Annotated in this window: 22 protein-coding genes; 11 read left to right on the forward strand and 11 right to left on the reverse strand. The window is 64.6% G+C overall.

What is annotated here, in order from left to right; genetic code table 11:
• Window positions 1–64: 64 nt before the first annotated feature.
• The 3 genes from DKK67_RS12850 (at window position 65) to DKK67_RS12860 (ending at window position 3,066) form a co-directional block, all read left to right on the forward strand.
• Entirely contained in the window at window positions 65–1,774 is a 1,710-nt protein-coding gene (locus DKK67_RS12850; RefSeq protein ID WP_111496901.1) for a GGDEF domain-containing protein, read from the forward strand.
• A 121-nt stretch (window positions 1,775–1,895) separates the two neighbouring features.
• Entirely contained in the window at window positions 1,896–2,360 is a 465-nt protein-coding gene (locus DKK67_RS12855) for a GNAT family N-acetyltransferase (protein WP_111496902.1), read from the forward strand.
• 58 nt (window positions 2,361–2,418) lie between these two features.
• Window positions 2,419–3,066, forward strand: coding sequence for a SagB/ThcOx family dehydrogenase (locus DKK67_RS12860; protein ID WP_111496903.1), 648 nt, complete (start codon window positions 2,419–2,421; stop codon window positions 3,064–3,066).
• Between the two features lie 24 nt (window positions 3,067–3,090).
• Here the strand turns inward: DKK67_RS12860 and DKK67_RS12865 are convergent, their stop codons facing one another.
• The 3 genes from DKK67_RS12865 to DKK67_RS12875 all read right to left on the reverse strand — a co-directional run bounded on the left by DKK67_RS12865 (window position 3,091) and on the right by DKK67_RS12875 (window position 5,866).
• Entirely contained in the window at window positions 3,091–3,666 is a 576-nt protein-coding gene (locus DKK67_RS12865; RefSeq protein WP_111496904.1) for an NnrU family protein, read from the reverse strand.
• Window positions 3,667–3,797: 131 nt separating this feature from the next.
• On the reverse strand, window positions 3,798–4,514 hold the full coding sequence (locus tag DKK67_RS12870; RefSeq protein WP_111496905.1) for a YebC/PmpR family DNA-binding transcriptional regulator: 717 nt from the start codon (window positions 4,512–4,514) through the stop codon (window positions 3,798–3,800).
• Between the two features lie 152 nt (window positions 4,515–4,666).
• Window positions 4,667–5,866 (reverse strand): benzoate/H(+) symporter BenE family transporter, encoded by a 1,200-nt coding sequence (locus DKK67_RS12875; protein WP_228160630.1) that lies wholly within the window; start codon window positions 5,864–5,866, stop codon window positions 4,667–4,669.
• Window positions 5,867–5,996: 130 nt separating this feature from the next.
• Here DKK67_RS12875 and DKK67_RS12880 point away from each other — a divergent pair, with 130 nt between their 5' ends.
• The gene (locus DKK67_RS12880) at window positions 5,997–6,563 is read left to right on the forward strand and encodes a helix-turn-helix domain-containing protein (RefSeq protein ID WP_111496907.1); all 567 of its coding nucleotides are present in this window, start codon (window positions 5,997–5,999) and stop codon (window positions 6,561–6,563) included.
• A gap of 22 nt (window positions 6,564–6,585) precedes the next feature.
• Complete coding sequence (locus tag DKK67_RS12885) at window positions 6,586–7,650, forward strand: beta-N-acetylglucosaminidase domain-containing protein (protein WP_111496908.1); 1,065 nt, start codon at window positions 6,586–6,588, stop codon at window positions 7,648–7,650.
• A 100-nt stretch (window positions 7,651–7,750) separates the two neighbouring features.
• On the opposite strand, the gene crp is transcribed toward DKK67_RS12885, so the two are convergent.
• Window positions 7,751–8,392 (reverse strand): cAMP-activated global transcriptional regulator CRP, encoded by a 642-nt coding sequence (gene crp / locus DKK67_RS12890; protein WP_111496909.1) that lies wholly within the window; start codon window positions 8,390–8,392, stop codon window positions 7,751–7,753.
• A gap of 322 nt (window positions 8,393–8,714) precedes the next feature.
• On the opposite strand from crp, the gene DKK67_RS12895 reads away from it, so the two are divergent.
• From DKK67_RS12895 to DKK67_RS12910, 4 genes are all read left to right on the forward strand, one after another.
• On the forward strand, window positions 8,715–9,137 hold the full coding sequence (locus tag DKK67_RS12895) for an OsmC family protein (protein ID WP_111496910.1): 423 nt from the start codon (window positions 8,715–8,717) through the stop codon (window positions 9,135–9,137).
• Between the two features lie 280 nt (window positions 9,138–9,417).
• Window positions 9,418–10,212 (forward strand): adenosylmethionine decarboxylase, encoded by a 795-nt coding sequence (speD, locus tag DKK67_RS12900; RefSeq protein ID WP_111496911.1) that lies wholly within the window; start codon window positions 9,418–9,420, stop codon window positions 10,210–10,212.
• A 156-nt stretch (window positions 10,213–10,368) separates the two neighbouring features.
• Entirely contained in the window at window positions 10,369–10,971 is a 603-nt protein-coding gene (locus DKK67_RS12905; protein ID WP_111496912.1) for an FMN-dependent NADH-azoreductase, read from the forward strand.
• Between the two features lie 41 nt (window positions 10,972–11,012).
• Entirely contained in the window at window positions 11,013–11,858 is an 846-nt protein-coding gene (locus DKK67_RS12910) for a pirin family protein (protein WP_111496913.1), read from the forward strand.
• A gap of 722 nt (window positions 11,859–12,580) precedes the next feature.
• On the opposite strand, the gene DKK67_RS12915 is transcribed toward DKK67_RS12910, so the two are convergent.
• The gene (locus DKK67_RS12915; protein WP_111496914.1) at window positions 12,581–13,447 is read right to left on the reverse strand and encodes a phosphoribulokinase; all 867 of its coding nucleotides are present in this window, start codon (window positions 13,445–13,447) and stop codon (window positions 12,581–12,583) included.
• Window positions 13,448–13,540: 93 nt separating this feature from the next.
• Entirely contained in the window at window positions 13,541–17,290 is a 3,750-nt protein-coding gene (locus DKK67_RS12920; protein WP_111496915.1) for a DUF1631 family protein, read from the reverse strand.
• A gap of 215 nt (window positions 17,291–17,505) precedes the next feature.
• On the opposite strand from DKK67_RS12920, the gene DKK67_RS12925 reads away from it, so the two are divergent.
• The gene (locus DKK67_RS12925; RefSeq protein ID WP_111496916.1) at window positions 17,506–18,576 is read left to right on the forward strand and encodes an aminopeptidase; all 1,071 of its coding nucleotides are present in this window, start codon (window positions 17,506–17,508) and stop codon (window positions 18,574–18,576) included.
• Here the strand turns inward: DKK67_RS12925 and argA are convergent.
• The 3 genes from argA to DKK67_RS12940 are packed head-to-tail and all read right to left on the reverse strand — an operon-like array spanning window position 18,547 to window position 22,447.
• Complete coding sequence (argA, locus tag DKK67_RS12930) at window positions 18,547–19,857, reverse strand: amino-acid N-acetyltransferase (RefSeq protein ID WP_111496917.1); 1,311 nt, start codon at window positions 19,855–19,857, stop codon at window positions 18,547–18,549. The two genes, DKK67_RS12925 and argA, sit on opposite strands and share 30 nt — an antisense overlap.
• Before the next feature lie 33 nt (window positions 19,858–19,890).
• A complete protein-coding gene (gene argE, locus DKK67_RS12935) occupies window positions 19,891–21,063 on the reverse strand; it encodes an acetylornithine deacetylase (RefSeq protein ID WP_111496918.1) in 1,173 nt (390 codons plus the stop codon).
• Window positions 21,011–22,447 carry a hypothetical protein gene (locus DKK67_RS12940; protein WP_111496919.1) on the reverse strand — a complete coding sequence of 479 codons (1,437 nt, stop codon included), beginning with the start codon at window positions 22,445–22,447 and terminating at the stop codon, window positions 21,011–21,013. Before DKK67_RS12940 ends, argE begins: the two co-directional genes overlap by 53 nt.
• Window positions 22,448–22,725: 278 nt before the next feature.
• Here DKK67_RS12940 and DKK67_RS12945 point away from each other — a divergent pair, with 278 nt between their 5' ends.
• Window positions 22,726–23,166 carry a PilZ domain-containing protein gene (locus DKK67_RS12945; RefSeq protein WP_111496920.1) on the forward strand — a complete coding sequence of 147 codons (441 nt, stop codon included), beginning with the start codon at window positions 22,726–22,728 and terminating at the stop codon, window positions 23,164–23,166.
• A gap of 23 nt (window positions 23,167–23,189) precedes the next feature.
• Here the strand turns inward: DKK67_RS12945 and argB are convergent, their stop codons facing one another.
• Both argB and DKK67_RS21955 read right to left on the reverse strand, forming a co-directional pair.
• The gene (gene argB, locus DKK67_RS12950) at window positions 23,190–24,086 is read right to left on the reverse strand and encodes an acetylglutamate kinase (protein ID WP_111496921.1); all 897 of its coding nucleotides are present in this window, start codon (window positions 24,084–24,086) and stop codon (window positions 23,190–23,192) included.
• A 113-nt stretch (window positions 24,087–24,199) separates the two neighbouring features.
• On the reverse strand, window positions 24,200–26,815 hold the full coding sequence (locus DKK67_RS21955; protein ID WP_111496922.1) for a phosphomannomutase/phosphoglucomutase: 2,616 nt from the start codon (window positions 26,813–26,815) through the stop codon (window positions 24,200–24,202).
• Window positions 26,816–26,871 lie beyond the last annotated feature (56 nt).

Consider the following 26,871-nt stretch of genomic DNA (forward strand, 5'->3'; position numbering starts at 1 on the left):
AACAACCATCGTCTCGGGCCATTAAGCCGTTACGCTCGCAGGCGTCTTCAGGGACAACGGGACATTGAACCTCAAGAGCCGATTTTTCCTGCTGGTCAGCGGGTTGATTATCGCTGCCTCGCTGGCGACGTGGGCGGTTTTCCAGCGTATCACCGAGGACATCATCGAACGCTGGGGCGCCAACATCGCCGAGATTCAGGTCCGTTACGACAGCTCGCGCCTGCTGCAGAACATCGAGCGGGAACTGGGCCTGGCGCGCCAGATGACCGACTCGGAAATCATCCAGCGCTGGGCGCGCTATCCGGACGACCCCTTGCTGGAACGCGCCGCCATCGAAGAGATGGAGCGCTTCCGCCAGAACTTCGCCGGACGCAACTACTTCCTCGCCCTGCGGGATTCCGGCGCCTACTACTACAACAATGCCGACAACGAGTTCGCCGACCGCCAGCTGCGCTACAACTTGAATCCGGACACCCCTACCGACGCCTGGTTCTACCAGCTCATCGCCGAAGGGCGCGAGTTCCACCTCAACGTCAATCCGGACGAGTCCCTGGGCGTCACCAAGCTGTGGGTCGATGTGCTGCTGCGGGCCAATGACCGGATCGTGGGGGTGGCCGGCACCGGTATCGACCTGGATCAGGTGCTGCAGAAAATCGTCGATCTGGAGCAACCGGGCATCAACACCCTGTTCGTCGATGCCAACGGCGCCATCCAGCTCTATCGCGACCGGCGCCTGATCGACTACGCCAGCTTCGTCAAACCCGAAGGCCAGAAGAAGACCGTCGACCTGCTGCTGGACCGCCCGGCTGACCGCGCCTGGCTGGGCAACACGCTGCGCAGCCTGAAACAGCTGGACAGCCCCGACCACGGCGTTCACACCGGGTTCGTCCAGGTCGATGGCCGCCGCCACCTGGCGGGCATCACCTACCTGCCATCCATTGGCTGGTACGAGATCACCCTGCTCGATCTGGACGTGGTGCTGCCCATGGGCAACTTCGCACCGTTGCTGCTGGTGTTTGCGCTGACCCTGCTGCTGAGCCTGGCCGCCTTCCACGTCGCCCTGCGGCGCCAGGTGATCGATCCGGTGGTGGCGCTCGAGTCGGCGATGGAGCGCCTGCGTACCGGTCAGCCCCTGCCACGCAACCTGCCCGAGCGGCCGGATGAAATGGGGCGGCTGGTGACCCACTTCGAACGCATGGCGGACAGCATCCACCGCCACACCCGCGAGTTGGAGGATACCGTGTCCGAGCGCACCGAGGCCCTGCACCGCCTGGCGCGCAAGGACGCCCTCACCGAACTGTTCAACCGACGCGGCATGAACGAGTTGCTGGACGAAGAGATGCACCGTCTGCAACGGGAGAACCGGACCTTCGGGCTCATCTGGCTCGACATCGACAACTTCAAGGGCGTCAACGACCGTCTCGGCCATGCCACCGGCGACCGGGTGCTGCAGCGGGTGGCCGCCTGTCTCAATGCCAGCATCCGCCCCTACGACCACGCCGCCCGCTGGGGCGGCGACGAGTTCCTGGTCATCCTGGCGCCCTGCGACAGCGAGTGCCTGCAAGGCATCGGCGAGCGCATTCGCCAGAGCCTGGAAGCCAGCCCCGAAGCGCCGGCCATCACCGTCAGCATCGGCGGCGCCCTGGCCCAATCCGACGACACCCTGGAAGCCATCCTGTTGCGTGCGGATGACGCCCTCTACCAGGCCAAGGAAAACGGCCGCAACCAGTTCTACGTGGCACAACAGGAAGCGCTGGTCCGGGTGGGCGGATGACAGGGTCGCAATGTCCGTCATCTTGCTGTCATACAACGGATTGGTCAGGATAGGAGCTCAACGAAAGAGCGCATCGCGCCTCGGCTAACGTGACGCGACACCTGTCAGGAGGAGCTATCCCATGCGTATTCGGCCGGCCACGATCGAGGATGCCCCGGAAATCGCCCGCCTGTCCCGGGCGCTGGGTTACGCCAGCTCGACCGAACAGATCCTGGCGCGACTCGATGGCCTGCTGGGCCAACGTGACCGGTTCATCGCCGTCGCCGACCTGGGCCAACAGGCCTTGCTGGGCTGGATTGCCGTCGAACGCCGCCTGCTGCTGGAATCCGGCGAGAAGGCCGAGATCGTGGGCTTGATCGTCAGCCAGGACCGGCATCGCCAGGGAGTGGGCAGCGCACTGGTCGACGCCGCCGAAGACTGGGCCCGGGCCCTGCACCTGCCAACCCTGGCGGTACGCTCCAACGAAGCCCGCATCGCCTCACATCCGTTCTACCAGGCGCGCGGCTTCGAACGCGCCAAGACCCAGCATGTCTACATCAGGACACTGGACCGGGAGAGCCGACACGACCACGCCATGACCCCTTAGCACCGCACGACCGCCAGCCGGTCCGCGCTCGCCTTCCACTCGCAAAAGGAACTGACGAATGATGGAAACGCCCGAGCTTGATGTACCGACCATTCCCCTGCCGCATCCGCCGCACAGCAGCCAGGTGCCCCTGGAAACCGCCATTGCGTCGCGCAGCAGTTGCCGCCATTACGCGCGCCGCATGCTGACGCTGGAGACCCTGTCCCAGCTGCTCTGGGCCGCCCAGGGCTGCGACCCGCAAACCCATCGGCGCACGGCACCATCGGCCAAACAGGCCTACCCGCTGCAACTCCACGTGCTGGCCGGCAACGTCGCTGACCTGTCCGCCGACGTCTACCGCTACGACCCGGCCCACCATCGCCTGCACGGCACCGCCATCGGCGACCTGCGCGACACCCTCCAGACCCTGGCCATCGAGGAGCAACCCTGGCTGCAGGAAGCGCCTCTGGTGATCGCCATCAGCGCCAACATGCCGTTGATGACCAGCCTGTTCGGCGAGCAGCCGCCGGCTGGCGAACGCGGCATCCGCTATGCGTATATGGAATCCGGAGCGGTGGCGGAGAATATCCAGCTGCAGGCCACCGCGCTGCAACTGGGCTCCGTCCTGGTGGGCGCCTTCAGCGACCGCGGCGTGGAACTGGCCCTGGAGCTGGACGACGGTTTCCAGCCCACGGCCCTGCTGTGCATCGGCCACCCGGCGCCATGAGCGAGGCGGGACCCGCGCTCCCGCTCACATGGCCACCGGCGGGACGCCGATCAGCACCCGATGCAGCCAGACCACAAACGCGCCGTAAACCAGCAGCCCGCCAACGACCGCGATCAGGTCATTGCGCGGGCTGGCGGGTAGCGCGGGCACGGCTCGCGGCGTGCGGCGCTTGAGGGAGATCCGCTCCGCCACGGCCCAGGCCAGGAACGCCCCGAACAGCACGACGTCCGCCAACATGCCGTTAGCCAGCAGGTGCGCCAAAGCCCAGAGTTTCACCGCAATCAGCGTGGGATGTTTCGCCGCCCGCTGGATGCGGCCGGGCAGGTAGGTGGCCAGCAGTAACGGGAACACCGGCAGCAACAGCAACAGCGCCAGATGCCGCAGCCACGCCGGCGGCAGGTACACCACCACCGGTTCCTGCCGTGCCAGGCCGTAACCCCAGATGATCAGGATCAGCCCGACCAGGGACGCCAGCGAATACAGGCCCTTGAAGGGCTGCTCGCCCAGCCGCGCCACCAGTCGGTCGCGACCGCCAGACGCTACGATCGACAGGGAATGCACGCCCAGGAAAAGGACCAGCCCGAGAATGAGTACGCCCATGAGTTCTCTCCCGTTTTTTATTGCAGGGAGCTTAGACGAGTCCGGTCGGGCGTCAATGGAAAGGAAATGGCCAAGAGAAAGAGAAGAGGCCAGGCGGTGGGGCGACGGCCGTCACCCCACCGTGGAGCGCCTTAAAGCTCGGCGTTGTGATAGACGTTCTGCACGTCGTCCACATCGTTGAGCATGTCGAGGAATTTCTCGAACATCTCCACATCATCGCCGGTCACCGGCGTGGTGGTCTGCGGCAGGAACTGGATTTCGTCGGCGTCGAAATCGATCTCGCCGAAGGCGTCGAGCAGCGCCTGACGGGTCTTCGCGTATTCGGTGTTGGGGGCGAATACGGTGATGCGGCCGTCTTCACACTCGATGTCGGTGACGTCGACATCGGCTTCCATCAGCGCTTCCAGCACCTTCTCCTCGTCATCCCCGGCAAAGGCAAAGATGGCGCAGTGATCGAACATGTGGCTGACGCTGCCCTGGGTGCCGATCTTGCACTTGGTCTTGGTAAAGCAGGCGCGCACGTCGCCGAAGGTGCGGTTGGGGTTGTCGGTCAGGCACTCGACGATGACCATCGCCTGGCCCGGGCCGAAACCTTCGTAGCGCGCCGCAGCGTAATCCTCGCCGCCGCCGCCCTTGGCCTTTTCGAGGGCCCGGTCGATCACGTGGGTCGGCACCTGGTCTTTCTTGGCGCGTTCGATCAGGCTGCGCAGGGACAGATTGGCGTCCGGATCGGGGCCGCCCTGCTTGGCACACACGTAGATTTCACGGCCGTACTTGCTGTAGACCTTGGTTTTGGCGTTGGCCGTCTTGGCCATGGATTCTTTGCGGTTTTGGTAGGCTCTGCCCATACCCTTGCCCCACTGCTGTTATTCAACGCGATTGAGGAGCCTCTGAAAAAGGTCGTCTGCCGGACGATTTTCCCGAAACCGGACCTTTCCCGAAACTTTTTCAGAGGTGCCTGAAGAGAAGCGCCGATTCTACACCCACTCCCCGGCGCATTCTATTCCCGCGCCGATTCCGGGTCGGGCCGCCGCAGGGCGCTGATCGACAGTTGCACGGCTGCGCCCACCACAATGCCCCAGAAGGCCGCGCCAATACCCCACAGGGTCAGGCCGGACGCCGTCACCAGGAACGTCATCAGCGCCGCTTCCCGGCCTTCCACATCGTCGAGCGCCGCGTGCAGACTGTTGCCGATAGTCCCCAACAGGGCGAGACCGGCGAGCGCCACCACGAACGCCTGGGGGAAGGCTGCGAAAAGCGCCACCACGGTTGCCCCGAACAGACCCACAACGGCGTAGACAACACCGGCGCACACCGCCGCAAGGTAGCGGGACGAGCGCTTCTCGCCGGCTTCTTCGCCCATGCAGATGGCGGCGGTGATTGCCGCCAGGTTATAGGCAAAGCCGCCGAACGGCGCCAGCACCAGATTGACCAGCCCGGTAAAGGTCAGTACCGGCGACAGCGGCGTCTGGTAGCCGTTGGCACGCAGTACCGCCAGACCGGGCAGGTTCTGGGACGTCATGGTCACGATGAACAGCGGCACGCCCACACCGATCAGCACGCCCGGGGAAAAGTCCGGCATCACGAACTGCGGCGAGGCCAGCGACAAACTCAGGTGCTGTCCGTGGAACTCCCCCTGCGCCACAACCACCAGCATGCCCACCGCCAGCACCAGCAGGATGGCGTAACGCGGCAGGCGTTGACGACCGACGACGTAGGTCACCAGCATCGCCGCCACCAGCAGGAAGTGATGCTCCAGGGCGGCGAAAGCCTCCAGCCCGAACTGGAACAGGATACCCGCCAGCATGGCCGCCGCCAGCGACTGGGGCAGGTGCTTGAGCAAGCGTTCGAACCAGCCCGTCCAGCCGACGATGACGGTCAGCAGGGCGGCGAACATGAAGGCGGCCGTCGCCTCGGCCAGGGAAAACCCCGACAGACTGGTGGCCAGCAGTGCCGCGCCGGGCGTGGACCAGGCCGTGAGCACCGGTTCGCGGAAGTACCAGGACAGCCCGGCGCTGGTGATGCCCATGCCCAACCCCAGGGCCCAGATCCAGGAACTGACCTGGGCCGAGTCGGCGCCGGCGGCCTGGGCCGCCTGCAGGATAATGACCACCGAGCTGCTGAAGCCGATCAGCACCGCGACGAAACCGGCGGTCAGGTGGGAGATGGACAGGTCGGAAAACGGGGAGGAATCTTTCACGGCGGGCTTCCCGGCATGGCTGGTCCAGATGGGCGTTACGTGCGCTATAGCGCACACTTGGATCGACGATAGCATTGTGCGCTATAGCGCACAACCGTAGAATGCAGGCAAAACCCAAGTGGAACGACCTATGGAAATCGCCCACCATCTCGCCGACACCCTGCGCCAGCTGCGCCGCGAACGCGGCTGGAGCCTGGACCGCACCGCCGCGGCCACCGGCGTCAGCAAAGCCATGCTGGGGCAGATCGAGCGGGGCGAATCGAGCCCGACGGTCGCCACCCTGTGGAAAATCGCCACCGGCTTCAACACCGCTTTCTCAGGGCTGATCACTCCGCCGCCGACGCCCATGGACGCACCGCTGTTCGTTACGCTGGACCAGGACCGCGCCGCCCTGCCCGCCAACGGCCTACAGGTGCGACCGCTGTTCCCGTTCGATTCCCGCTTCGGCTTCGAGCTGATGGAACTGACGCTGCCGCCAGGGACCGAGCGCCTGTCGGAGTCCCACGAGCCGGGCGTGGTCGAGCACGTCACCATCATCAGCGGAACCATGGAGCTGTTGCTGGATGAGCGCTGGCATCCGCTGGCCGCCGGTGAAGCCAGCCGTTTTGCCGCCGACCGCCCACACGGCTATCGTAATACGACCGACACGCCGGCAGTGTTCCACAACCTGATTCATTACCCGGCAGGCACTCGTTAACCACCCACAAGGATATCCGGTCATGAAGACACCCCTGGGCATCATCGAAGGCTATTTCGGCCGGCCCTGGAGTTGGACCGAGCGGGCCGACCTGGTCGCCCTGCTGGCGCGCCACGGCTATGGTTTCTATCTCTACGCGCCCAAGGCCGATCCGTTCCTGCGCCGGCGCTGGGACGAGCCCTACCCCGCCGAGGAAGCCGCCCAGCTGCGCCAGTTTGCCCGTCACTGCCGCATCCACGGTGTGCGCTTCGGCATCGGCCTGAGCCCGTTCGAGGTGTACCGGGACTTCAACGCCGCCGCGCGCCAGGCCCTGACCGAGAAACTGGCGTTCTTCGACAGCCTGGGCATCGACGACCTGGCCATCCTGTTCGACGACATGCGCGGTGACACCCCGGACCTGGCCGCCCGGCAACTGGAGATCCTGGACTGGATTCGCGGCCGCAGTGGCGCGTCACGGCTGATCGTCTGCCCTACCTATTACAGCGACGATCCGGTTCTCGACCGGGTCTTCGGCGAACGTCCGGCCCACTACCTGGAAACCCTGGGGGATGCCCTGCCCGATTCGGTGGACCTCTTCTGGACCGGTGAGGAAGTCTGCTCCCGGGAAATATCCGCCGGGCACCTGGCTCGGGTGGAAAGCCTGCTCAAGCGTAAACCGCTGCTGTGGGACAATTATCCGGTCAACGACGGCCCGCGCATGTCCGGCCACCTGCACCTGCGCGCGTTCACCGGCCGCAATGCGGCGATTGGCGAGCACCTCGCCGGCCACGCCATCAACCCCGCCCTGCAACCCATGCTGAGCGCCATCCCGGCCCTGACGCTGGCCGCCAGCTACCGCCAGGGCAACGGCTACGCCTACATGGAAGCCTTTCGCAAGGCCGCCCGGGAAGTGGCCGGGGAAGAGTTGGCGGTGCGGCTGGAGCAGGACCTGATGGCCCTGCAGGATATTGGGCTGGACCAACTCGGCGAGCGGGAGGAACGCCTACGCCGCCACTACGGCGACGTGGACCACGCCGTCGCCCGCGAAATCATCGCCTGGCTCGACGGCACCTACCGGATCAGCGGCGAGGCGGTGCAAACCCAGTAGGGGTCGATAGGGCGGGGCTTCTCCCTATGCATCACGCCGCAATGCGCGGGCACAAAAAAACGGGCCGTAGCCCGTTCTCTGCGTTCCCTGACCGGCGCGTTCAGCGCGTGCCGTAGACCACCATGGTCTTGCCTTTGACCTGCACCAGCCCCTGGTCTTCCAGGGTCTTGAGCACGCGACCGACCATTTCCCGGGAACAGCCCACGATGCGGCCGATTTCCTGGCGGGTGATCTTGATCTGCATGCCGTCCGGATGGGTCATGGCATCCGGCTCCTTGCACAGGTCCAGCAGGGTACGAGCCACACGGCCGGTGACGTCGAGGAAAGCCAGGTCGCCCACTTTACGGGTGGTCTGGCGCAGGCGCGTGGCCATCTGCTCACCGATGAAATAGAGCACGCGCGGATCCTGCTGGGCGATCTCGCGGAACTTGGTGTAGCTGATCTCGGCCACTTCGCACTCGGTTTTGGCCTTGATCCAGGCGCTGCGCGAATCCATGTTGTCGAACAGCCCCATTTCGCCAAAGAAATCCCCGGCGTTGAGGTAAGCCATGATCATCTCGCGACCGTCGTCATCCTCGATAATGACGGTGACCGATCCCTTGACGATGTGAAACAGCGAATCGCTCTTATCGCCTGCGTAAATAATGGTGCTCTTGGCGGGATAGCGGCGTCGATGGCATTGAGAGAGGAAGTAGTCGAGGTGCTTTGTTTTTTGCTCAACCGGCTTGAGAATGGTTGCCATAATACTGTTGTGCCTCCTTCGATGGCGAGTCCCGGTGTCATTGTAATACCCAGCATCCCTGTGGGCTGTTGTTGTTATGTGACGGTGCCGGCGTGCCCGAATCGCCCCTTACAGAGCGGTGTGTCTGTCGATTCGGCCGGCATACCGTAAGCGGCGAGCCACTTATATCAGGAAGCCTGTAACCCGGCAACTTGCCGCCGGCGGCTCGACTTTGGAGTATAGAACAAATGCCCGGTTTTTCCGCCACTTGCCCGAACCGGCCCGGGTCCGTCCGTGCGTTGCCCTGTGATAGCATTCACCCTTTACCTTCAGGAGACGGACTATGAAAGCAACCATCGACTGGACCGGTGCGGCCGGTTTCAAGGCGACATCCGGCAGCGGCCACAGCGTGCAGCTGGACGGTCCACCGGATCACGGCGGCACGGACCAGGGGCCGCGGCCGATGGAAATGGTCCTGATGGGGCTGGGTGGCTGTTCGTCTTTCGACGTCATGAGCATCCTGCAGAAATCCCGGCAGGACGTGACCGACTGCCGTGCCGAACTGGAAGCCGAGCGCGCCGACGCCGTCCCGGCGGTGTTCACCCGCATTCACCTGCACTTCATCGTGACCGGCCGCAACCTCAAGGAAAACCTGGTCAAGCGCGCCGTTGCCCTGTCGGCGGAGAAGTACTGTTCCGCCTCGATCATGCTGGAAAAAGGCGGCGTGGAAATCACCCACGATTACGAAATTCGCGAGGCGGAATAGGCTACTCCGGAAACGCCATCTAAACTGTCTGGCTAACGGCGAAATCCCCTGGCACCGGCCGTCCTCGCCAGCGGCCGAAACCGCCGCGCACCAGTACGGCAAACCGCTATAAAAAACGGGGGCGGGCGTCTATCCATCCACACCCCGGATAGGCATAATACGCCCCCTCTCCGCCGGTCTGCGCAAATGGTGATCAATCCTGGTCAGACACCGGTGGCGGCCTTCGCGGCACCGGCTTGTGTGTCCGCTGCAATTCATCTCCTTGATTGGGGGGGCTGTAATGGAAACCAAACTCGAACTGCATGGTTTCAATAACCTGACCAAGTCGCTGAGCTTCAATATCTACGATATCTGTTACGCGCGGACCGAAGAGCAACGCAAGGCGTACATCGACTACATCGACGAGATGTACAACGCCGAACGCCTGACCCAGATCCTGTCGGACGTGGTCAAGATCATCGGCGCCAATATCCTTAACATCGCCCGCCAGGACTACGAGCCGCACGGCGCCTCGGTCACCATGCTGATCGCGGAGCACGAACTCGGCGACGGCACCTCCACCGACAACGAAGAGTCCCCTGGCCCGCTGCCGGATGCCATCGTGGCGCACCTGGACAAGAGCCACGTGACGGTGCACACCTACCCGGAAAGCCACCCGTACGAAGGCATCAGCACGTTCCGCGCGGACATCGACGTGTCCACCTGCGGCCTGATTTCACCGCTGAAAGTGCTGAACTACCTGATCCACAGTTTCGATTCCGACGTGGTCACCGTGGATTACCGGGTGCGTGGCTTCACCCGCGACGTGGATGGCAAGAAGCACTACAACGACCACGATATCAACTCGATCCAGAACTACCTGAGCGACGACACGCGCAACGCCTATCAGATGATCGACGTGAACGTGTACCAGGAGAATCTGTTCCACACCAAGATGAAGCTCAAGGAATTCAACCTGGACAACTACGTGTTCGGCGTGAATGCCAGCGACCTGCCCAAGGACGAGGCCGATTCCATCGCCGAGCGCCTGCAGCGGGAAATGCTGGAAATCTTCTACTCGCGCAACGTCGAGTAGCCCCGCCGGGAACACCGCGAAGGCGCGCCGTCCGGGCGCGCCCGAGCTTCCTTCAAATTTTCTGATCAAACCCGCCAGATTTCTCCGTTTTCATCTTGCCCGCCGAAGCCGTTCAATAGTCTCATCACTTAACGACACCCGTCGGAGGCATTGAACATGAAGAACATCCTCGTTATCACCGCCAGCATCTTCGGTCAGGACGGTCAATCAAGCCAACTGGTCAAACGCACGCTGGATCAGCTGCGCGACACCCACGGCGAGATCCGTGAAACCCATCGCGATCTGGCCGCCGAGCCGGTTCCACACCTGGACGCCGCCCGCTTTGGCGCCTTCCTGACCGGCGACGGCGAACGCGACGCGCAACAGCAACAGGTGGTCGACTACTCCGACGCCCTGATCCGAGAAATCAAGGACGCTGACATCGTCGTGCTGGGCGTGCCCATGTACAACTTCGGCATCCCGTCCGGCCTGAAGGCGTACTTCGACCACATCGCCCGCGCGGGCATTACGTTCCGCTACACCGAGAACGGCCCGGTCGGCCTGCTGGAGGATCGTCCGGTCTACGTGCTGGCCGCCCGCGGTGGCATTTACGCCGGCACGCCGAACGACTCGCAGACTCCTTACCTGCAGGCGTTCCTGGGCTTCCTGGGCCTGAAAGACGTGCACTTCGTCTACGCCGAGGGGCTGAACATGGGCGACGAGCAGAAAGCATCTGCCCTGTCCGGCGCCGGCAAGGAAATCGAAACCCTGACCGCCTGATCCGGCGGTCACCACTCCGTGAATAACGGAAGGAGGTCACCATGACCGAACGTACTCTCAAACAGGTGATTCCGGGTGCCGAGACATCCGATGGCGCCGGCGTCCGCATCAAGCGCTCGCTGGGTCAGCATCCGTCCGTGCGGCTCGATCCCTTCCTCATGCTGGATGAGTTCGGCTCCACCCAGGCCGCCGACTACATCGCCGGGTTCCCGTCCCATCCGCATCGCGGCTTCGAGACGGTGACCTACATGATCGAGGGGCACATGCTGCACGAGGATCATCTGGGCAACCGCGGCGACCTGCGCAACGGCGGCGTGCAGTGGATGACCGCCGGACGCGGCATCATCCACTCGGAGATGCCCCAGCAGGAGCACGGGGCGATGCGCGGCTTCCAGCTGTGGCTGAACCTGCCGGCGGCGGAGAAGATGAAGGACGCCGGCTATCGCGACATCCAGCCGGAGGAGATCCCCGAGATCGCCCTCGACGGCGCCCGGCTCAAGCTGATCGCCGGCCGCATCGAACTGGACGGCTGCGAGCACACCGGTGCTATCGCCGGCGGCACCACCGCCCCGATCTACGCCGACATCCACCTGGAGCCGGCGGCAAAGGTCAGCCTGCCCCTGGCAGACAGCCACGACGGCCTGCTTTACCTGTACGACGGCGAGGCCAGCCTGGGCGACGCGCGACTGGAACGCAGCGCCGCCAGCGTTCTCAGTGACGGCGACCACATCACCGTCACCGGCGGACCGGACGGCGCACGGGTCCTGCTGATCGCGGGCAAGCCCATCGGCGAACCGATCGCCCAGTACGGCCCCTTCGTGATGAACACCCGCGAAGAGATCGAACAGGCCCTTCAGGACTACCGGGACGGTCGCCTGATCGCCTGAGTTGACTCATGGTCCATCCTCTCTCCTTTGGATGGCTGCTTGGCGCAGCGCCCGCTGCGCCTTTTTTATGCCTGCGTTTTTGCAAGCGACGGCACGGCCCTCTGTGAAATCCCCTGCGATCGCTTAATCCCAAACCTATCGAGAGGCCCGGGACCGCCTGAGGCGGCAATGGGCAAGGCGTACGCAGCGTAGTGAGCGGGGCATACCTCAGTGGTAGGTGAGTTCACGAGCAGTGCACAACCCCAGCTCTATCGCGGGGCCCGGGACCACCTGAGGCGGCAATGGGCAAGGCGTACGCAGCGCAGTGAGCGGGGCATGCCTCGGTGGTAGGTGAGTTCACGAGCAGCGCACAACCCCAGCCCTATCGCGGGGCCCGGGACCGCCTGAGGCGACGATGGGCAAGGCGCACGGAGCGCAGCGCGCGAGGCATACCTGCTTGGCAGGTGAGCGCGCGAGCACCGCGAAACCCCAGACTTATCGAGAGGCCCGGGACCGCCTGAGGCGGCGATGGGCAAAGCGTACGCAGCGTAGTGAGCGAGGCATACCTCGGTGGTAGGTGAGCTCACGAGCAGCGCACAACCCCAGACCTATCGCGAGGCCCGGGACCGCCTGAGGCGACGATGGGCAAGGCGTACGCAGCGCAGTGAGCGAGGCATACCTCGGTGGTAGGTGAGCTCACGAGCAGCGCACAACGCAGCCCATCGTCGCCTCAGGCGGTCCTTCTAGGCAAACTGCTTTTGGGCCATGAGTTCCAACACCATGGGTCTGACAATGAGATCCATGGCCAAAGACAGCTTCGTCCCCGGAATCACCAGCGTATCGTGCCGCGACATATGACTGTTGGGAATCATCTGCAGCAGGTAGGGAAAGTCGATATCGCCGTGGTCGCGGAAGCGGATGACGATGAGACTCTCGTCGTCGTTGGGCACGTCGCGTACCACGAACGGGTTGGAGGTATCGACCATGGGGACGCGCTGGAAGTTGACGTGGGTGTGGGAGAACTGGGGGACGATGTCGGTGACGTAGTCGTCCATGCGGTTGATGATGGTCTGGACGACGGCTTCCTGGGAGTAGCCGCGCTGGTTGGTGTCACGGTAGATCTTCTGCATCCACTCGAGGTTGACGATGGGGACGACACCGATGAGCAGGTCGACGTACTGGGCGATGTTGAAGTGCTCGCTGACGACACCACCGTGGAGACCTTCGTAGAACAGCAGGTCGGTGTCGGCCGGCAGCGGGGCCCAGCGTGTAAACGTACCGGGCTCGTGGCCCTGGCGCATCAGGTGGAGATCCTCGTCGTGGACGTAGTCGCGATACTGGCCGGTGCCGCTGGTGCTGTAGTCGTAGAACAGGCCTTCGAGGCGATCGATGTGGTTGGCGTCGAGGGCGAAGTGGTTGCGCTGTCCGTAGCGGCCCTTCTCCGCCAGCACCGACATCTGGCTGCGGGTATAGCGGTGGAAGCTGTCGCCGCTGACGCGGGCGGCGCGGATATTCTCGCCGGCGAAGATGCGGCTGAAGATGCGACCGGTGGTGGTGGTCCCCGCCCCGGACGATCCGGTCACGGCAATGATGGGATGACGTTTCGACATAGTAACAGCAGTCCCGGGACCGCCCTCCCTGTGAATCGGTGGTGCCTGCGTGCAGGCATCGAGAGGGCAGCATAACGGGCTTGGGTCACCGTGTCAGCTCAGAACATTGTCCAGCAGTTGCGGTTTCTCAATCACATAGCCCTGGGCGTAGTCGACGCCGAGGCTGCACAGGGTATCGAGGGTGGCGCGATCTTCCACCTGGGAGGCGATGACTTCGCGGCCGGTGTAATGGGCCATGTCGACCATGGAGCGCACCATGGCGCGGTCGGCTTCGCTGCGGGACACATTGCGGGTGAAGGCGCCGGCCAGCTTGATCAGATCCACGGGCAGGGTGCGCATGTACTCGTAGGAGGTGGGGCCGCTGCCGAAATTGCCGAGACAGAAACGACAGCCGAGCTCCTTCATTTCTTCCATGAAGTCAGCCACTTCCTGCAGGTTATGGATCGCCGCCGCTTCGGTGATCTCGAACCAGAAACGCTCGATGGGCGCGTCTTTCTCGCTGAGCTTCTCGTAGATGAACTCGAGCAGCGATTCATCGTTGAGCGAGTAGCCGGACAGGTTGATGCACACGCCGCCCAGCTTGCTGGCGCCGGACGACGTATCACGCAGGGCGTCCAGCATGTGGCCGACCACCCAGCGGTCCACCGCCTGCATGCGGTTGTAGCGCTCGGCCATGCGTACGAATTCCGCCGCGGTGATCAGGTTACCGGCATCGTCGTACATGCTGATCAGGATTTCGTACTGGGTCGGCATGCGCGTTTCCTGGTGCAGCGGAATCATCTTCTGACAACGCAGCAGAACCGGCTCCGCGTCCAGATTGCCCAGACTGGCCACTTTGGCGGCGATCTGCTCCTGCTGGGAATGGGTCCGGGCATCCAGCACGTAGGTGGCGATCTTGCCGTTGCCCTGCTGCTTGGCCCGCTTGGTGGCCTCTTCCGCCGCCCGCAGCCAGCGCTCCGCGGTCACCAGGGCCGGTAACACCGGCGCGAGACCGGCACAGGCACTGAGATGGTAGCGCCGGCCGTTGAAGGTCAGATCAAGCTGCTCGATGGCGTCGACCAGGGTCCGGGCGACGCCTTCGGCCGACTCCGTGGGGCAGAGAAAAGCGAACTGGTTGCCTTCCAGCCGGGCCAGGGGCGATTCGTCTTCCAGGTTCTGGCGCAGGCATTCGGACACTTTCGCCAGGGTATCGTCGCCGCACTTATAGCCGGCGGTGTCATTGAGCAGGCGGAACTGGCGCAGGTCGATCAGCACCAGGCTTTCGGACACCTCGCCCGGACGGGTCAGGTGCTGCTCCAACACCCGCTCGAATTCGCGCCGGGACAGCAGGCCGGTCAACTCGTCGTGGGTGGAGACCCAGGACAGCTGGTCGTACACCTGCTTGACCATGCGGTCGATGCTTTCGTCCACCAGCGGCCGCTCGTACTGGGCGTCGGGCACCAGAATGCCTTGCTGCAGCTGTCGCGCCAGGGGCTCCAGCTCCAGTTCCACGACCCGCATGCCCTGGTGATTGACGAACACGAAGCGGCTGAATTCCCGCGCCACCCACACCAGGCGGATGTAGAACGGATCGTCCGGATTCTCCTGATTGCGCAGCCAGTCCCCGGCGCGCAGACGCTGGGCACGACCGATCCAGCGTTGCAGGCTGCGGCGCTGGCGTTCGTTGGCGCTGTCCGGTGACGCCGGGGCCGGTTTGTCCTCGCGCGGGTAGTCCACCCACTCGGTAGTGGCCGGATCCCGCTTGACCAGGAATGCCTTGAGCTCGTCGCGGATCTGGGCGGACGGCATGTGATTGCTGGAGATTGACGCCAGGCCGTCCTGGATGATGCGCAGCAGCTCGGGCAGGTTGACGTTGGCGTCGGGATCCTCGCCATAGGCGACCAGGGAATCCAGCACGGCCAGGTAATCCTGCCAGAGCTGGCTTTCCGGGCCCTGGCGAATCCAGGTCAGGGACATCAGGTCTCGCCAGCCGCCGTTGAGCAGGCTGATCACCGCCCGGGGCAGGCGTCGCCCACCCAGGCGTTCGTCCAACACCTCGCGCACCGCCTGCTTGGCCAGCCCCACTTTCTGGGCGCCTTCGGCGGCTGCGGCAACCCGTTCAACATTGCGCCGGTACACCAGGTTCTGACGGTCGATCAATTGGTCCAGCTCGCCCTGGACCGATTCGAACACGCGGGTATCCTGCTCGAACCCGGTGGAGATCCGGTGGATCATCTCGTCCACCTTGCGCTGGATCACCGGATTAACGCGGCCGCCTTTCACGCCCAACTGGGCGAGGCGGTTCATCACACCGCGTACGGGGCTGGCTTCGTCGTCGAAGAAGGCCCGGTCACGCAGGACAACCTTGAGCACCGGCACTTCGAGCTGGCGCAACTGGCGGCGGGCACCATCGCTCAGACGCGGACTGCGGGTGACGCTGCGGAAGAACTGGTCGACCACATCCAGGGATTCCTGCTGCTCGTCGTTGAGGCCCACGTCGCCGCCGGTCTTGACCTGTTCCACCACCCGGTCGCGCAGGGTGGTCTCGGCCATGGTTTCGGTCGTTACCGGCACCTGCTGCAGGCTTTGCAGCTCGCGCTGGAACTCGCCGGCCGACAGCGGTCGGGCGTTGGGCGCAAACGGCCGCGGGGCGATCTCGCCCTGCTGCTGGCGGCTGGCGCTGAGCGTCGCCAGCAGGTTGCGAACGGTGGCGAAGGCGGTCTGGGCGCTGAGGGAGTAACTGCGGAAACGGTCGCTGCTGGCGCGACCCTCGTCCATGCCGGGCGGCGCGGTTTCGACGCTGGCACCGGACGCCGACGCTTCAGGTCCGGACAGGGACGGTTCCCTGGGCTTCCGGGGTTTCGGCGCCTCGCGCCGGGGCGCGCGGTCGGTGAGGTACTTGCTCAGGTCCAGGTCCGGCAGGATGCCGTGGCGGATCAGGATCTGGTTGAGAGCCTCGTAGAGCGGCCCCAGCGACTTCAGGACCACCTGCTCGAACACCCGCAGGCAGACTTTCTCCACTTCGCGGCTGGCCTTGAGGTGCTGCAGGCTGCCGTGAAAGGCTTCACAGATGAGCGCGGGGCCCAACGGATTATGGTGGCCGGTGGCGTTACCGACACCCAGCTTGTCCAGGCGCATTCGCAACTGCAGCAGGTCGCCGCGATACATCGTGTCCGCCTTGGTCACCATCACCTTGATGGTCAGCCAGTCCTCGAACTCGCTCTTATCCACCAACGACAGTTCACTGCCGGGAAAGCCCTGGCGTTCCGGTTTGAGCGGCGATTCCAGGGCCTGCATCATCTGGTGCCAGATGGCACGTTGGCGCCCCGCCAGCAGACCCGAAGCATCCATCAGTTCGTTGGCCAGCTGATCGGAAAGCGCCGACTGGGCCGCTTCCTTGAGGGCGCCGATGGTGCGCGGAAGACAGTCAGCCATCAGTGGTTCCATATGCTGGATCACTGTCTTGGCGCACTGGTGAAGGACGAACTGGACCCGCTCGCTGGGCGGCTTGAGGTGAGCCCGCTCCTGGTCCTGGCCGGCGCCACACTGACCCAGCATGGCGTCGACCGCTTCCGGATTGGAGCGGGTGAAGGCCACACCCACCGCGCCTTCAACGATACGGGCGGCACGCACGTGCAGGCTGTAAGTTGAGCGGCCGTCTGCCCCCCGGAAACGCACGACCAACTCCTGCTGCTCATCGTCGCCCAGTACCCGGCGCAACCGCTGATCGGTGTCACCGGAGAAGCGAATGAACAGCCCTTCCGCGCAGAAGTCCGTGATCTGGCAGGGCCAAACCTGGTCGTCTCCTGCCTGCAACTGCGCGGCGAGTTTAATCGGTCGGCGAAGGCTGGCGCGTCGTTCCATCGATGTCCTGGATGAAGTTCAAGTAGACCCTGCAAGCATAGTCATGGTCTACGCGACCGGATGCTGCCCTGTATGATCATGGCCCAGGCACAGCATCGGTGGCATGGGCCAGACTCTGACTCCAGTATAGTGTCTGGCTTCGGGGGTGCCGATCGCGATAACAAGCTTTTACAAACTGAATCCGTTCGGTTGTGGGCGTTCGAACAGGACACATTATGCGACAGCTTAGTCAGCTCTGTCTTTCATTACTACTGGTCTCGGCCCTGTCCGGCTGCCAGTCCGTCAACTATTACCAGCAGGCCGCCGGCGGTCAGTTATCACTGTGGTGGAACAGCCAGCCCATTGACGAGTTGCTGCAGGATCTGGAGACGCCCGAAGCGCTGCGACGCAAGCTGGAACTCGTCCAACGGTTACGCGTTTTTGCCCGGGATGAGCTGGCACTGCCGGTGGGTGATACTTTCTCCGATTTCGTCTCACTGGATCAACCTTATGTGGTCTACAACCTCATGGTGGCGCCGGAATTCTCCCTGACGCCACGCCAGTGGTGCTACCCGTTCGTGGGCTGCCAGTCATACCGTGGCTATTTTCACCTGGAGGACGCCCGCGCCGCCCGCGAGCGCTACATGGCCGACGGCGACGATACGTTCCTCGGCGGCGTGACCGCCTATTCCACCCTGGGCTGGTTCGACGACCCGGTGCATAGTGGCTTCACGCAGCTGCCGGATGATCGCATGGCGGCGCTGATGTTCCACGAGCTGGCCCACAAGCAACTGTACGTGGCCGACGACACCCGGTTCAACGAGAGCTTTGCCACGGCCGTGGAACTGGAGGGGCTCAAGCGTTGGCTTCAGGCCACCGGGCAACCGGAGCAGTACGCCCGGACCCGCGCCCGCCTGCGCCGCCGGGGCGAGACCCTGGCCCTGATCGAGCAGAGCGCGCAACAACTCGGCGCCCTCTATGCCCAGCAGGACACCCTGGACATAGCCGAGCTCCGGCGTCGCAAACAGGCGCTGCTTGATGACCTGAAAACCCGCTACCGGGAACTGGAGGCGACCTGGGGCGAACCCGGGCCCATGGCGGGTGTGATCGAGCAGGTCAACAACGCCGTGCTGGGGCTGTTCCGTCAGTACAATGGCGACGTCCCGGCGTTCCGCCAGCTGTTGGCGGACACCGGCGGGGATTTCCAGGCTTTCTACGAACAGGTGGAGCGGCTGTCCGAGGCGCCGGCGGATGTCCGCCGGCAACGGCTCGATGCCCTAGGCCAGGCGTTTGACGAAGACCTTTGAATTGCGCTGGCTGTTGTAGTTGGCCAGTTTCGGGCCGGGCAGGGCCTGCACGCTGCTGGGCTCGAAGCCCCGCTCGCGGAACCAGTGCTCGGTCTGGGTGGTGAGCACGAACAGGTTCTCCAGGCCGTGGGCGCGCGCCTGGCGCTCCACCACCGCAAGGATCTCGTCACCACGCCCGGAGCGGCGGTAGGAGGGATCCACCGCAAAACAGGACAGCTCGCCTGCCTTCTCCGCCGGATACTCGTAGAGCGCCGCACAGCCGACGATGGTGCCATCCCGCTCCACAACCGTGAAACGGTCGGTTTCGGTTTCCAGAAGTTCCCGCGAGCGACGCACCAGGATGCCTTTCTCTTCCAGCGGCTGGATCAGTTCCAGGATACCGCCGATGTCTTCCACCCGCGCGCTGCGGATCTGCTCATAGTTGTCGTTGCTGACCAGGGTGCCGGCACCGTCCCGGGTAAACAGTTCCTCCAGCAACGCGCCGTCGCGGGTGTAGCTGATGATCTGACTGCGGCGCACACCGCGCACGCAGGCCTCGCAGGCGGCGCGCAGCAGGCTGGCGGCGTCGCCCTGGAGGTCGCCGTCGGCCAGCCGTTCACGGGCCTGGCGCACGGTCAGCTCGCGGATCAGCTGTCCGCTACTGTCCACCACCCCGTCCTGGCCGGTGAACACAATCAGCTTCTCCGCCGTCAGGGCCGAGGCCACCTGGCTGGCCACGTCCTCGTAGGACAGGTTGAAGATATCCCCGGTAGGGGAATAACCCAGCGGCGGCAACAGGACGATGTGATCCAGCGCCAGCAGGGATTCGATGCCTTCCACGTCGACCCGACGCACGCGGCCGGTGTGCCCGAAATCCAGCCCATTGAGCACGCCCACCGGCTTGGCGGTGACCAAATTGCCGCTGCTGACGCGGATACGGGCGCCGTGCATGGGCGAATTGACCAGTCCCATGGACAACCGGCTCTCGAGGTGGGCCCGCAACGCGCCCACCGCTTCCATCACCTGCGGCAACTGATGTTCCGGGGTGACCCGCAGCCCGTCGTGGAACTGGGACTCGAAGCCGGACTCGTCGAAACGCTGCTGGATCTGCGGCCGGGCGCCGAACGCCACCACCAGCTTGACGCCCAGACTGCTGAGCAGGGTGATGTCGTGGATGATATTGATCAGGTTCTCGTGGGCGAGCGCTTCCCCGCCCAGGGTAAGGACAACGGTTCGGCCGCGATGGGCATTGATGTAGGGGGATGAATGGCGGAAACCGTGCAGCCAGTCATTCGATTTCAAACGCGTTGTCTCCTCATGCTTTCGGTGTGGCCGTCACGGGGACGGCGGCTTCGGGTCAACAGCGGGGCTGTCGACACAGAAATGCTGAATCAGCCGGCCCAGGATATCCACCGCCGGCTTTACCTGGGACAGGTCCAGGTATTCGTCGGGCTGGTGCGCCTGATCGATGTGGCCGGGGCCCATGACCAGGGTTTCCATGCCCAGCTTCTGCAGCCAGGGCGCCTCGGTCGCGAACGCCACCGCCTCGGCGGAGTGGCCGGTCAGGCGCTCGCAGACCCGCACCAGTTCCGCATCGGCGTCGGTCTCGAACGGCGGTACGCCGTCGAACAGCGGCTCGAAGCGCAGGCCCAGCTCGCGGCGCTCGGCCTCGGGGGCGACGCGATCCAGGATCGACTGGCGCAGCGCGTCCATGTCCATGCCCGGCAACGGACGCAGGTCGAAGTGCAGCTCGCAGTTGGCGCAGATGCGGTTGGGGTTGTCGCCACCGTGGATGCAGCCCAGGTTCATCGTCGGCACCTGCACCCGGAAGTTCGGGTTGCTGTATTGCGCCTGCCACTGATCGCGCAATTCCAAAAGGCCGCCGATGGCCGCGTGCATCCCTTCCAGGGCATTGCGGCCCAGCGACGGGTCGGACGAATGGCCGGACTGACCCTCGAACACCAGCCGCTCCATCATGATGCCCTTGTGCATGCGCACCGGTTTGAGGCCGGTGGGCTCGCCAATCACCGCGTAGCGGCCCCTGGGATGCCCGGCTTCCGCCAGCGCCCGGGCGCCGTTCATGGAGCTTTCCTCATCGGCGGTCGCGAGGATGATCAAAGGCTGCTGCAGAGGCGTGTCCAGGAACGCGCTCGCCGCTTCGATCGCCAGCGCAAAGAAGCCCTTCATGTCGCAGGTGCCCAGACCGTACCAGCGATCGTCGCGTTCGGTCAGGGTAAAGGGGTCGCTTTGCCAGCGGGACTCATCGAACGGCACGGTGTCGGTATGGCCCGACAGCACCAGACCGCCAGGTCCCTGGCCCAGGGTCGCCACCAGGTTATACTTGCCCGGCATCCCCGGCACCGGCAGCGTCTCCACGGCGAACCCCATGGGTTCGAGCCACTCCGCCAGGGTCTGGATCACCGCCTCGTTGCTGTGGTCCCAGTCCGGCGATGCACTACTGATCGACGGCTGAGAGATCAGCCGCGCCAGCATCTGCTGAACGCCCATCGCGGGCTTCTCCCGCTTCTGTGCCTGCTGTGTCATCCGGCGCCTCTCTCGATTCCTGTTCACTCGATTTCGGTCTATTCGATCCAATGTCAGGGGTTTCCGGTTCGCGGCCGGTGTCGTTCTGTCTGCGCCTTACTTCGAACAGTGTAATGGCTGAACGGGCCAGAGGATAGGCGACGGCGCCGCCATCCACGATGCGTGTGACCTCCAGGCGTCGATCGTCGATGCCGGACAGACGGCCGTCTACCACCCGGCCGCTTTGCAGGGTGGCGCGCACATCACGCCCCAGCCAGCGTTCGGCCTGCTCCGGCGCGGTTGGCCGGTAGGTCACCGCATCGTCCGGCACCGCCGGAGCCTCCTCGGCGGGCGCGGCCACAACAGACTCCGGGGCCGGCGGTTGGTGACTGACGAACAGGTCCGGTACCCGGGCACCGTTGTAGAACACGTCGAAACTCCGCTCCGGCGCTTCCACCTCAACACCGTCCCCGGTGACCGGCTCACCGCGACGGGGCAGGCCCAGCAGAGGCGAGCCGGGCCAGAGCGTGGCCTTGAGTTCGCCGCCGTCACGCAGCCAGACCTTGTACAGGGCCCGCAGCTGATCGCTCATTTGGTGATGGCTGGCCTGCAGACGCCCGGCAAAATCCGCCGTCGCCCGGCTCGCCCACTGTTCCGGGGACTGGTTGCCTTCACGGGCGCAGTAGGCCGCCAACCGGCGCATGAAACCACCGTCCCGCAGGACCGCCACCACCGGCCCGGGCAACTCCCGCCAGGCGGCGTCTTCCAGCTGTGCCTGGCGCAGGTGCAGGGCCGGCAGCTGCAGTTCCATGCTGCCCAGCTTGCCCGCCTGCAGGTCCACCTGCAGGCCGCCGTGGTCGCCGTCCTGGGCCGGCGGAGTCTGTTGGATGCGCAGGTCGCCGGCGATCCGGTCAACGCCCAGGGCCATCAGGCTGGCCAGGTCGAGCTGGCCGTTGCCGCAGGGAATAACGACCGCTCGGTTGACCGCCGCCGCATGCCCGGGCGCCACCCAGTCGGTCAGCAACGGGCTGGCCAGAGCCATGTTCAGGTTCTCGACGTGCAGCTGCCAATGCGACGGCAACGGGCCGCCGGCGAGGGATTCAAGCAGGGCCGAGGTGCCGCCGGTCTCGAACGTCAGGCGGGTGGCCCGCACCGGTTCGCTGATGGCGAAGTGGCGATATTCCACGTCGTATATGGAAATCTGTCCGGACAGGCTTGATCCGATGCGCCCCCAGCTCAGGGAACCTTGCGACGCCAGTTCCGTCTGCAGGTGCGTCAGCCCCCGGTTGACCTGGAACCAGGCCGCACCCTTGAAGCCGACGTAGGCCAACAGGAGAAGACCGAGAAGGGACAAAAACAGCTTTTTCATGCCGACTACTCTTTTTGGACGGACCCGTTTCCCGACGGCCCCGGGTTCCGCCAACTACGTTGTGTTCCATGGAGATCATGCCTGCCATGGCGGGGTGACCCGGTCTTTGAGGGCACGATTCCCTGTGCCGCCCATTTCGACATATTCGTGATGCGATCCGTGGGTCAGACTGACCCTGGCCGGCTCCACGTGTCGACCGGTTCTATACTGTAGCAGGACAACTGCATCTTGCGATGTGACCAGACCTCATTTCCAGCACGGCACACGAGCGGGGCTCTATGATCCATCAGCACGAACGCGCCTACATCCGTCATCCCGCCGACATCCCCCTGGACGTAGAACCCACCCGCGACTGTGGCTGCACCGGCGCTGTCCGCAACCTCAGCCGCGGTGGCCTGGCGTTTTCATCGCCACAACCCTACCTGCCGGGGGATAGCATCGATCTGATCATCCGCTGCTGCCCCGATCCGCTCAACGTGCGCGGCGAAGTGGTCTGGTGCGAGGGGCACGACAGTCAGTACGTGGTGGGCGTCGCCTTTTTCAGTGCCGGCGACGCCTATCAGGTGAGGATGGTGGAACAGATCTGCCAGATCGAGCAGTACCGACGCGACGTGCGCCACCGGCAGAAGCGAGAGTTAACGCTGGAAGAAGCGGCCCGCGAGTGGATCGAGCGTTACGCGGGCAGCTTCGCCCAGTCCGGCTGGTCCGACGATCAGTAGCCCGGACCCGCGGGAGCGGCGAATCAGTCGCGGGAAATCAGCGTGCCGACGCCTTCGTCGGTGAAGATTTCCAGCAGGGTGGCGTGGGCCACGCGTCCGTCGATGATGTGGGAGGTGGCGACGCCGTTTTCCACCGCGTTCAGGGCACAGCGGATCTTGGGCAGCATGCCGCCGTGGATGGTGCCATCCTCGATCAGGTCATTGACCTGATGCGCCTTGAGACCGGTCAGCACGTCGCCCTGCTTGCTCTTGAGGCCGGACACGTTGGTCAGCAGGATCAGCTTCTCCGCCTTCACCGCCTCGGCCACCTTGCCGGCCACCAGGTCGGCGTTGATGTTGTAGGAGGCGCCGTCGACGCCCACGCCAATCGGTGCAATCACGGGAATCACGTTGCTGCGGGTCAGCAGGTCGATCACCTCTGTGTTAACCGACTCCACCTCGCCCACGTGGCCGATATCGACAATCTCGCTGCGCGTCACTTCCGGGGAGCGGTTGACCACTTCCAGCTTGCGCGCGCGGATCAGGTTCGCGTCCTTGCCGGTCAGCCCCACCGCGGTGCCGCCATGCTGGTTGATCAGGGACACGATTTCCTTGTTCACCTGGCCGCCCAGGACCATTTCCACCACGTCCATGGTCTCGCTGTCGGTCACGCGCATGCCGTTGACGAAGCGGGAGTTGATGTTCAGGCGCTCAAGCAGGTCGCCGATCTGGGGGCCGCCGCCGTGCACCACGATGGGATTGATGCCCACCGTCTTCATCAGCACCATGTCGCGGGCGAAGCTGCTCTTGAGGTCGTCGTTCTCCATGGCGTTGCCGCCGTACTTGACGACGACCGTCTTGCCGGTAAACCGCTGGATGTAAGGCAGGCCCTTGCTGAGAACAGACGCCACCTGCATTGCGTTGTCACGATCCATAGCCATGGAAACAACCTTTCAGATCAGGTGGGCCGGCCGGCTCGATGCCGCACCGGCCCGTTGGATTCGGGGAAGGGATATTGTATAGCGGGGCGCCGGCGACGCAACGCCCCGCTCGATCAGAAGTCCGTTGTGACGCTGGGTGCCACGCGCGCCAGCTGATCGCGGAAAATGCACTTGATACGCTCCAGGGCTTCGTCGGTTTCCGCTTCGAAACGCAGCACCAGCACCGGCGTGGTGTTGGAGGCCCGGCACAGACCCCAGCCGTCCGGGTAGTCGACCCGCACGCCGTCGATGTCGGACACGTTGCCGTCGCCGAAGTCACCCTCCTCGCTGAGCTTGTCGACGATGTCGAACTTGGTCTCGTCGGTGACCGTCACGTTCAGTTCCGGCGTGCTGATGTCCTCCGGGAACTCGGCGAAGACGTCCTCGCTGTCCCGGTCCTCGACACCGAGGATTTCCAGCAGCCGCGCCGCCGAATAAAGGCCGTCGTCGAAGCCGTACCAGCGCTCCTTGAAGAAGACGTGACCGGACATCTCCCCGGCCAGCAGCGCGCCGGTTTCCTTCATCTTGGCCTTCATCAGGGAATGGCCGGTTTTCCACATGATGGGGCGGCCACCGGCCTCGTTGACCACGTTGGCCAGGCGGCGACTGCACTTCACGTCGTAGAGAATGTCGGAGCCCGGGTTGCGCGAGACCACGTCCCGGGCAAACAGCATCAGCAACCGGTCGGGCCAGATGATCTTGCCGGTGTTGGTGACCACGCCCAGGCGATCGCCGTCGCCGTCGAACGCCAGGCCGATGTCGGCGCTCTCGGCCTTCACTTTCTCGATCAGCGCCTGCAGGTTCTCGGGCTTGCCCGGGTCCGGGTGGTGGTTCGGGAAGCGACCGTCCACCTCGCAGAACAGGGGCACCACTTCACAGCCCAGCTCTTCCACCAGGATCGGCGCCAGTTCGCCGGCAATGCCGTTACCGGCGTCGAGCACCACCTTGAGCGGCGCGGCCACGGCGATATCACCGACGATCCGGTCCAGGTAGGCGCGACGCACATCCTGCTCGGAATAATCGCCCTGCCCCTGGGTCAGGTCAGCGCTCTGGATGCGGCCCAGCAGTTTCTGGATCGCATCGCCGGACAGGGTTTCCCCGCCCAGCATCATTTTCAGGCCGTTGTAGTTGGCCGGGTTGTGGCTGCCGGTGACCATCACGCCGGAACCGGTGCCCAGCTCGTGGGTGGCGAAGTACAGAACCGGGGTCGGTACGGCGCCGACGTTGATGACGTTGCAGCCGGTGCTCATCAGGCCCCGGCTCAGTGCATCGGCCAGCTCCGGGCTGGAGTGGCGGCCATCGTAGCCGACGCAGATGTCGGTCAACTGGCGACTCTGCGCCTCGCTGCCGATGGCCCGGCCAATCTCGTGCACCACCTCGGCGGTCAGGGTCTCGCCCACCACGCCGCGAATGTCGTAGGCGCGGAAGATCGAGGGCGAGACGTCGGCCACGGCGGGCGCTTCCTCGACGCCGAAACCGTCATCGCCACCGGATGCGCCGAAACCCAGTACGTCCTCATCGCTGTCCAGCATGTCGATGTCGAGCATGTCGTTTTCCTGGAACAGCGGCTCCTCCGCCGGAACACTGCCACCGCCCTTGGCCGGGGCCGGTGTGGCTTTGGCCGCTTTCTTAGCCGCTTCCTCGGCCTTGCCGACCCGCTTGTCCACCGCCTGGGACAGGCGATTCAGCACTTCACCGATCGACGCCACCAGATCCCATTTGAAAGCCGGCTGCTTCTGGCGCTCGCCGGCAAACGCCTTGTGCGCCCACTGGATCAGACCGGACGCGTCCCGGCGCAGGTCCGACTGCGCCCCCTTGAGCAGGAACCAGATCAGCGCCATGGCCACCAGGGCCGGCACCAGGATAACCAGCATCGCCAGCACCGGGTTCACCAGCGGCGCCGATGCCGGTTGGGACTGGTAGGTCACCGACCAGTTGGGCGCCGACAGCGCGCGGGTCAGGGTCTCGCCCTGGCCGTTGCCCCGCGCCAGGATGGTCTGCTCGCTGCCGGAGACGGTCTGCACCAGCGCCCGGCGGCCGCCGTCCGTACCCAGCGCCGGCGCGATCACCGACGGGTCGAACACCACCAGCAGGGTGCCCCGCACCGCCTGGCTGGTCGGATCGCTGATCGGGGTAGCGAACTGCACATACCATTTGTTGTCCCGAGGGAAAGCATCAGGATGCACCGCGCGACCGGACTCCGCCTTCTTGGCGAGGTCCAGGTTGACGAAGCTCAGCTCAAAGCCGGTACCGGCCTGACGCCCCACCTGGCCATACGGGAACAGGAACACCGCCTGGGTGCCGGGCAGCATCTGCCTGAGGTCGCGGGTCAGGCGGGCACGTCGATCCGCATCGTCGATCGCCTCCGCCACGTGACGCTGCTGACTGTAGCCCTTGACCACCGCCCGCAGCAGCTCCAGCCGCTGCTCCAGCCGTGCCTTGGCGCTGTCCGCCGCGAGCACCGCCTGCTGGGTCTCGCGCTGCGCCTGGGCCGGCTGCAGTACGAGGAACCACATCAGCGCCGCCGCGGCAATGCCGCTGAGCAGCACCACCGCGGCCTGCTGCCCCCCAATCCCTGCCAGCTTCTTCAGACCCTTGCGCTTGTCGGCGCCGCCTTTGGAAGCTTTCTTCGGCTTCTCTGATTTCTCCCCCGCCGGGGCGTCCGCTGCCTTTTTCTTGCCGAGTTTCATAGCGATCCCGTTATTCTTCTTGAATCCTGATGTTGCCAGTATAGTTCCCCCGCGCC

Source organism: Marinobacter bohaiensis (assembly GCF_003258515.1).
Classification (GTDB): domain Bacteria; phylum Pseudomonadota; class Gammaproteobacteria; order Pseudomonadales; family Oleiphilaceae; genus Marinobacter_A; species Marinobacter_A bohaiensis.

What these genes read in the sequence shown, in the direction of transcription:
- DKK67_RS12855 (WP_111496902.1), top strand. Translation starts at nt 1,896, where the DNA reads ATGCGTATTCGGCCGGCCACGATCGAGGATGCCCCGGAAATCGCCCGC.
- DKK67_RS12860 (WP_111496903.1), top strand. Translation starts at nt 2,419, where the DNA reads ATGATGGAAACGCCCGAGCTTGATGTACCGACCATTCCCCTGCCGCAT.
- DKK67_RS12865 (WP_111496904.1), bottom strand. Translation starts at nt 3,666, where the DNA reads ATGGGCGTACTCATTCTCGGGCTGGTCCTTTTCCTGGGCGTGCATTCC.
- DKK67_RS12870 (WP_111496905.1), bottom strand. Translation starts at nt 4,514, where the DNA reads ATGGGCAGAGCCTACCAAAACCGCAAAGAATCCATGGCCAAGACGGCC.
- DKK67_RS12880 (WP_111496907.1), top strand. Translation starts at nt 5,997, where the DNA reads ATGGAAATCGCCCACCATCTCGCCGACACCCTGCGCCAGCTGCGCCGC.
- DKK67_RS12885 (WP_111496908.1), top strand. Translation starts at nt 6,586, where the DNA reads ATGAAGACACCCCTGGGCATCATCGAAGGCTATTTCGGCCGGCCCTGG.
- crp (WP_111496909.1), bottom strand. Translation starts at nt 8,392, where the DNA reads ATGGCAACCATTCTCAAGCCGGTTGAGCAAAAAACAAAGCACCTCGAC.
- DKK67_RS12895 (WP_111496910.1), top strand. Translation starts at nt 8,715, where the DNA reads ATGAAAGCAACCATCGACTGGACCGGTGCGGCCGGTTTCAAGGCGACA.
- speD (WP_111496911.1), top strand. Translation starts at nt 9,418, where the DNA reads ATGGAAACCAAACTCGAACTGCATGGTTTCAATAACCTGACCAAGTCG.
- DKK67_RS12905 (WP_111496912.1), top strand. Translation starts at nt 10,369, where the DNA reads ATGAAGAACATCCTCGTTATCACCGCCAGCATCTTCGGTCAGGACGGT.
- DKK67_RS12910 (WP_111496913.1), top strand. Translation starts at nt 11,013, where the DNA reads ATGACCGAACGTACTCTCAAACAGGTGATTCCGGGTGCCGAGACATCC.
- DKK67_RS12915 (WP_111496914.1), bottom strand. Translation starts at nt 13,447, where the DNA reads ATGTCGAAACGTCATCCCATCATTGCCGTGACCGGATCGTCCGGGGCG.
- DKK67_RS12920 (WP_111496915.1), bottom strand. Translation starts at nt 17,290, where the DNA reads ATGGAACGACGCGCCAGCCTTCGCCGACCGATTAAACTCGCCGCGCAG.
- DKK67_RS12925 (WP_111496916.1), top strand. Translation starts at nt 17,506, where the DNA reads ATGCGACAGCTTAGTCAGCTCTGTCTTTCATTACTACTGGTCTCGGCC.
- argE (WP_111496918.1), bottom strand. Translation starts at nt 21,063, where the DNA reads ATGGGCGTTCAGCAGATGCTGGCGCGGCTGATCTCTCAGCCGTCGATC.
- DKK67_RS12940 (WP_111496919.1), bottom strand. Translation starts at nt 22,447, where the DNA reads ATGAAAAAGCTGTTTTTGTCCCTTCTCGGTCTTCTCCTGTTGGCCTAC.
- DKK67_RS12945 (WP_111496920.1), top strand. Translation starts at nt 22,726, where the DNA reads ATGATCCATCAGCACGAACGCGCCTACATCCGTCATCCCGCCGACATC.
- argB (WP_111496921.1), bottom strand. Translation starts at nt 24,086, where the DNA reads ATGGCTATGGATCGTGACAACGCAATGCAGGTGGCGTCTGTTCTCAGC.
- DKK67_RS21955 (WP_111496922.1), bottom strand. Translation starts at nt 26,815, where the DNA reads ATGAAACTCGGCAAGAAAAAGGCAGCGGACGCCCCGGCGGGGGAGAAA.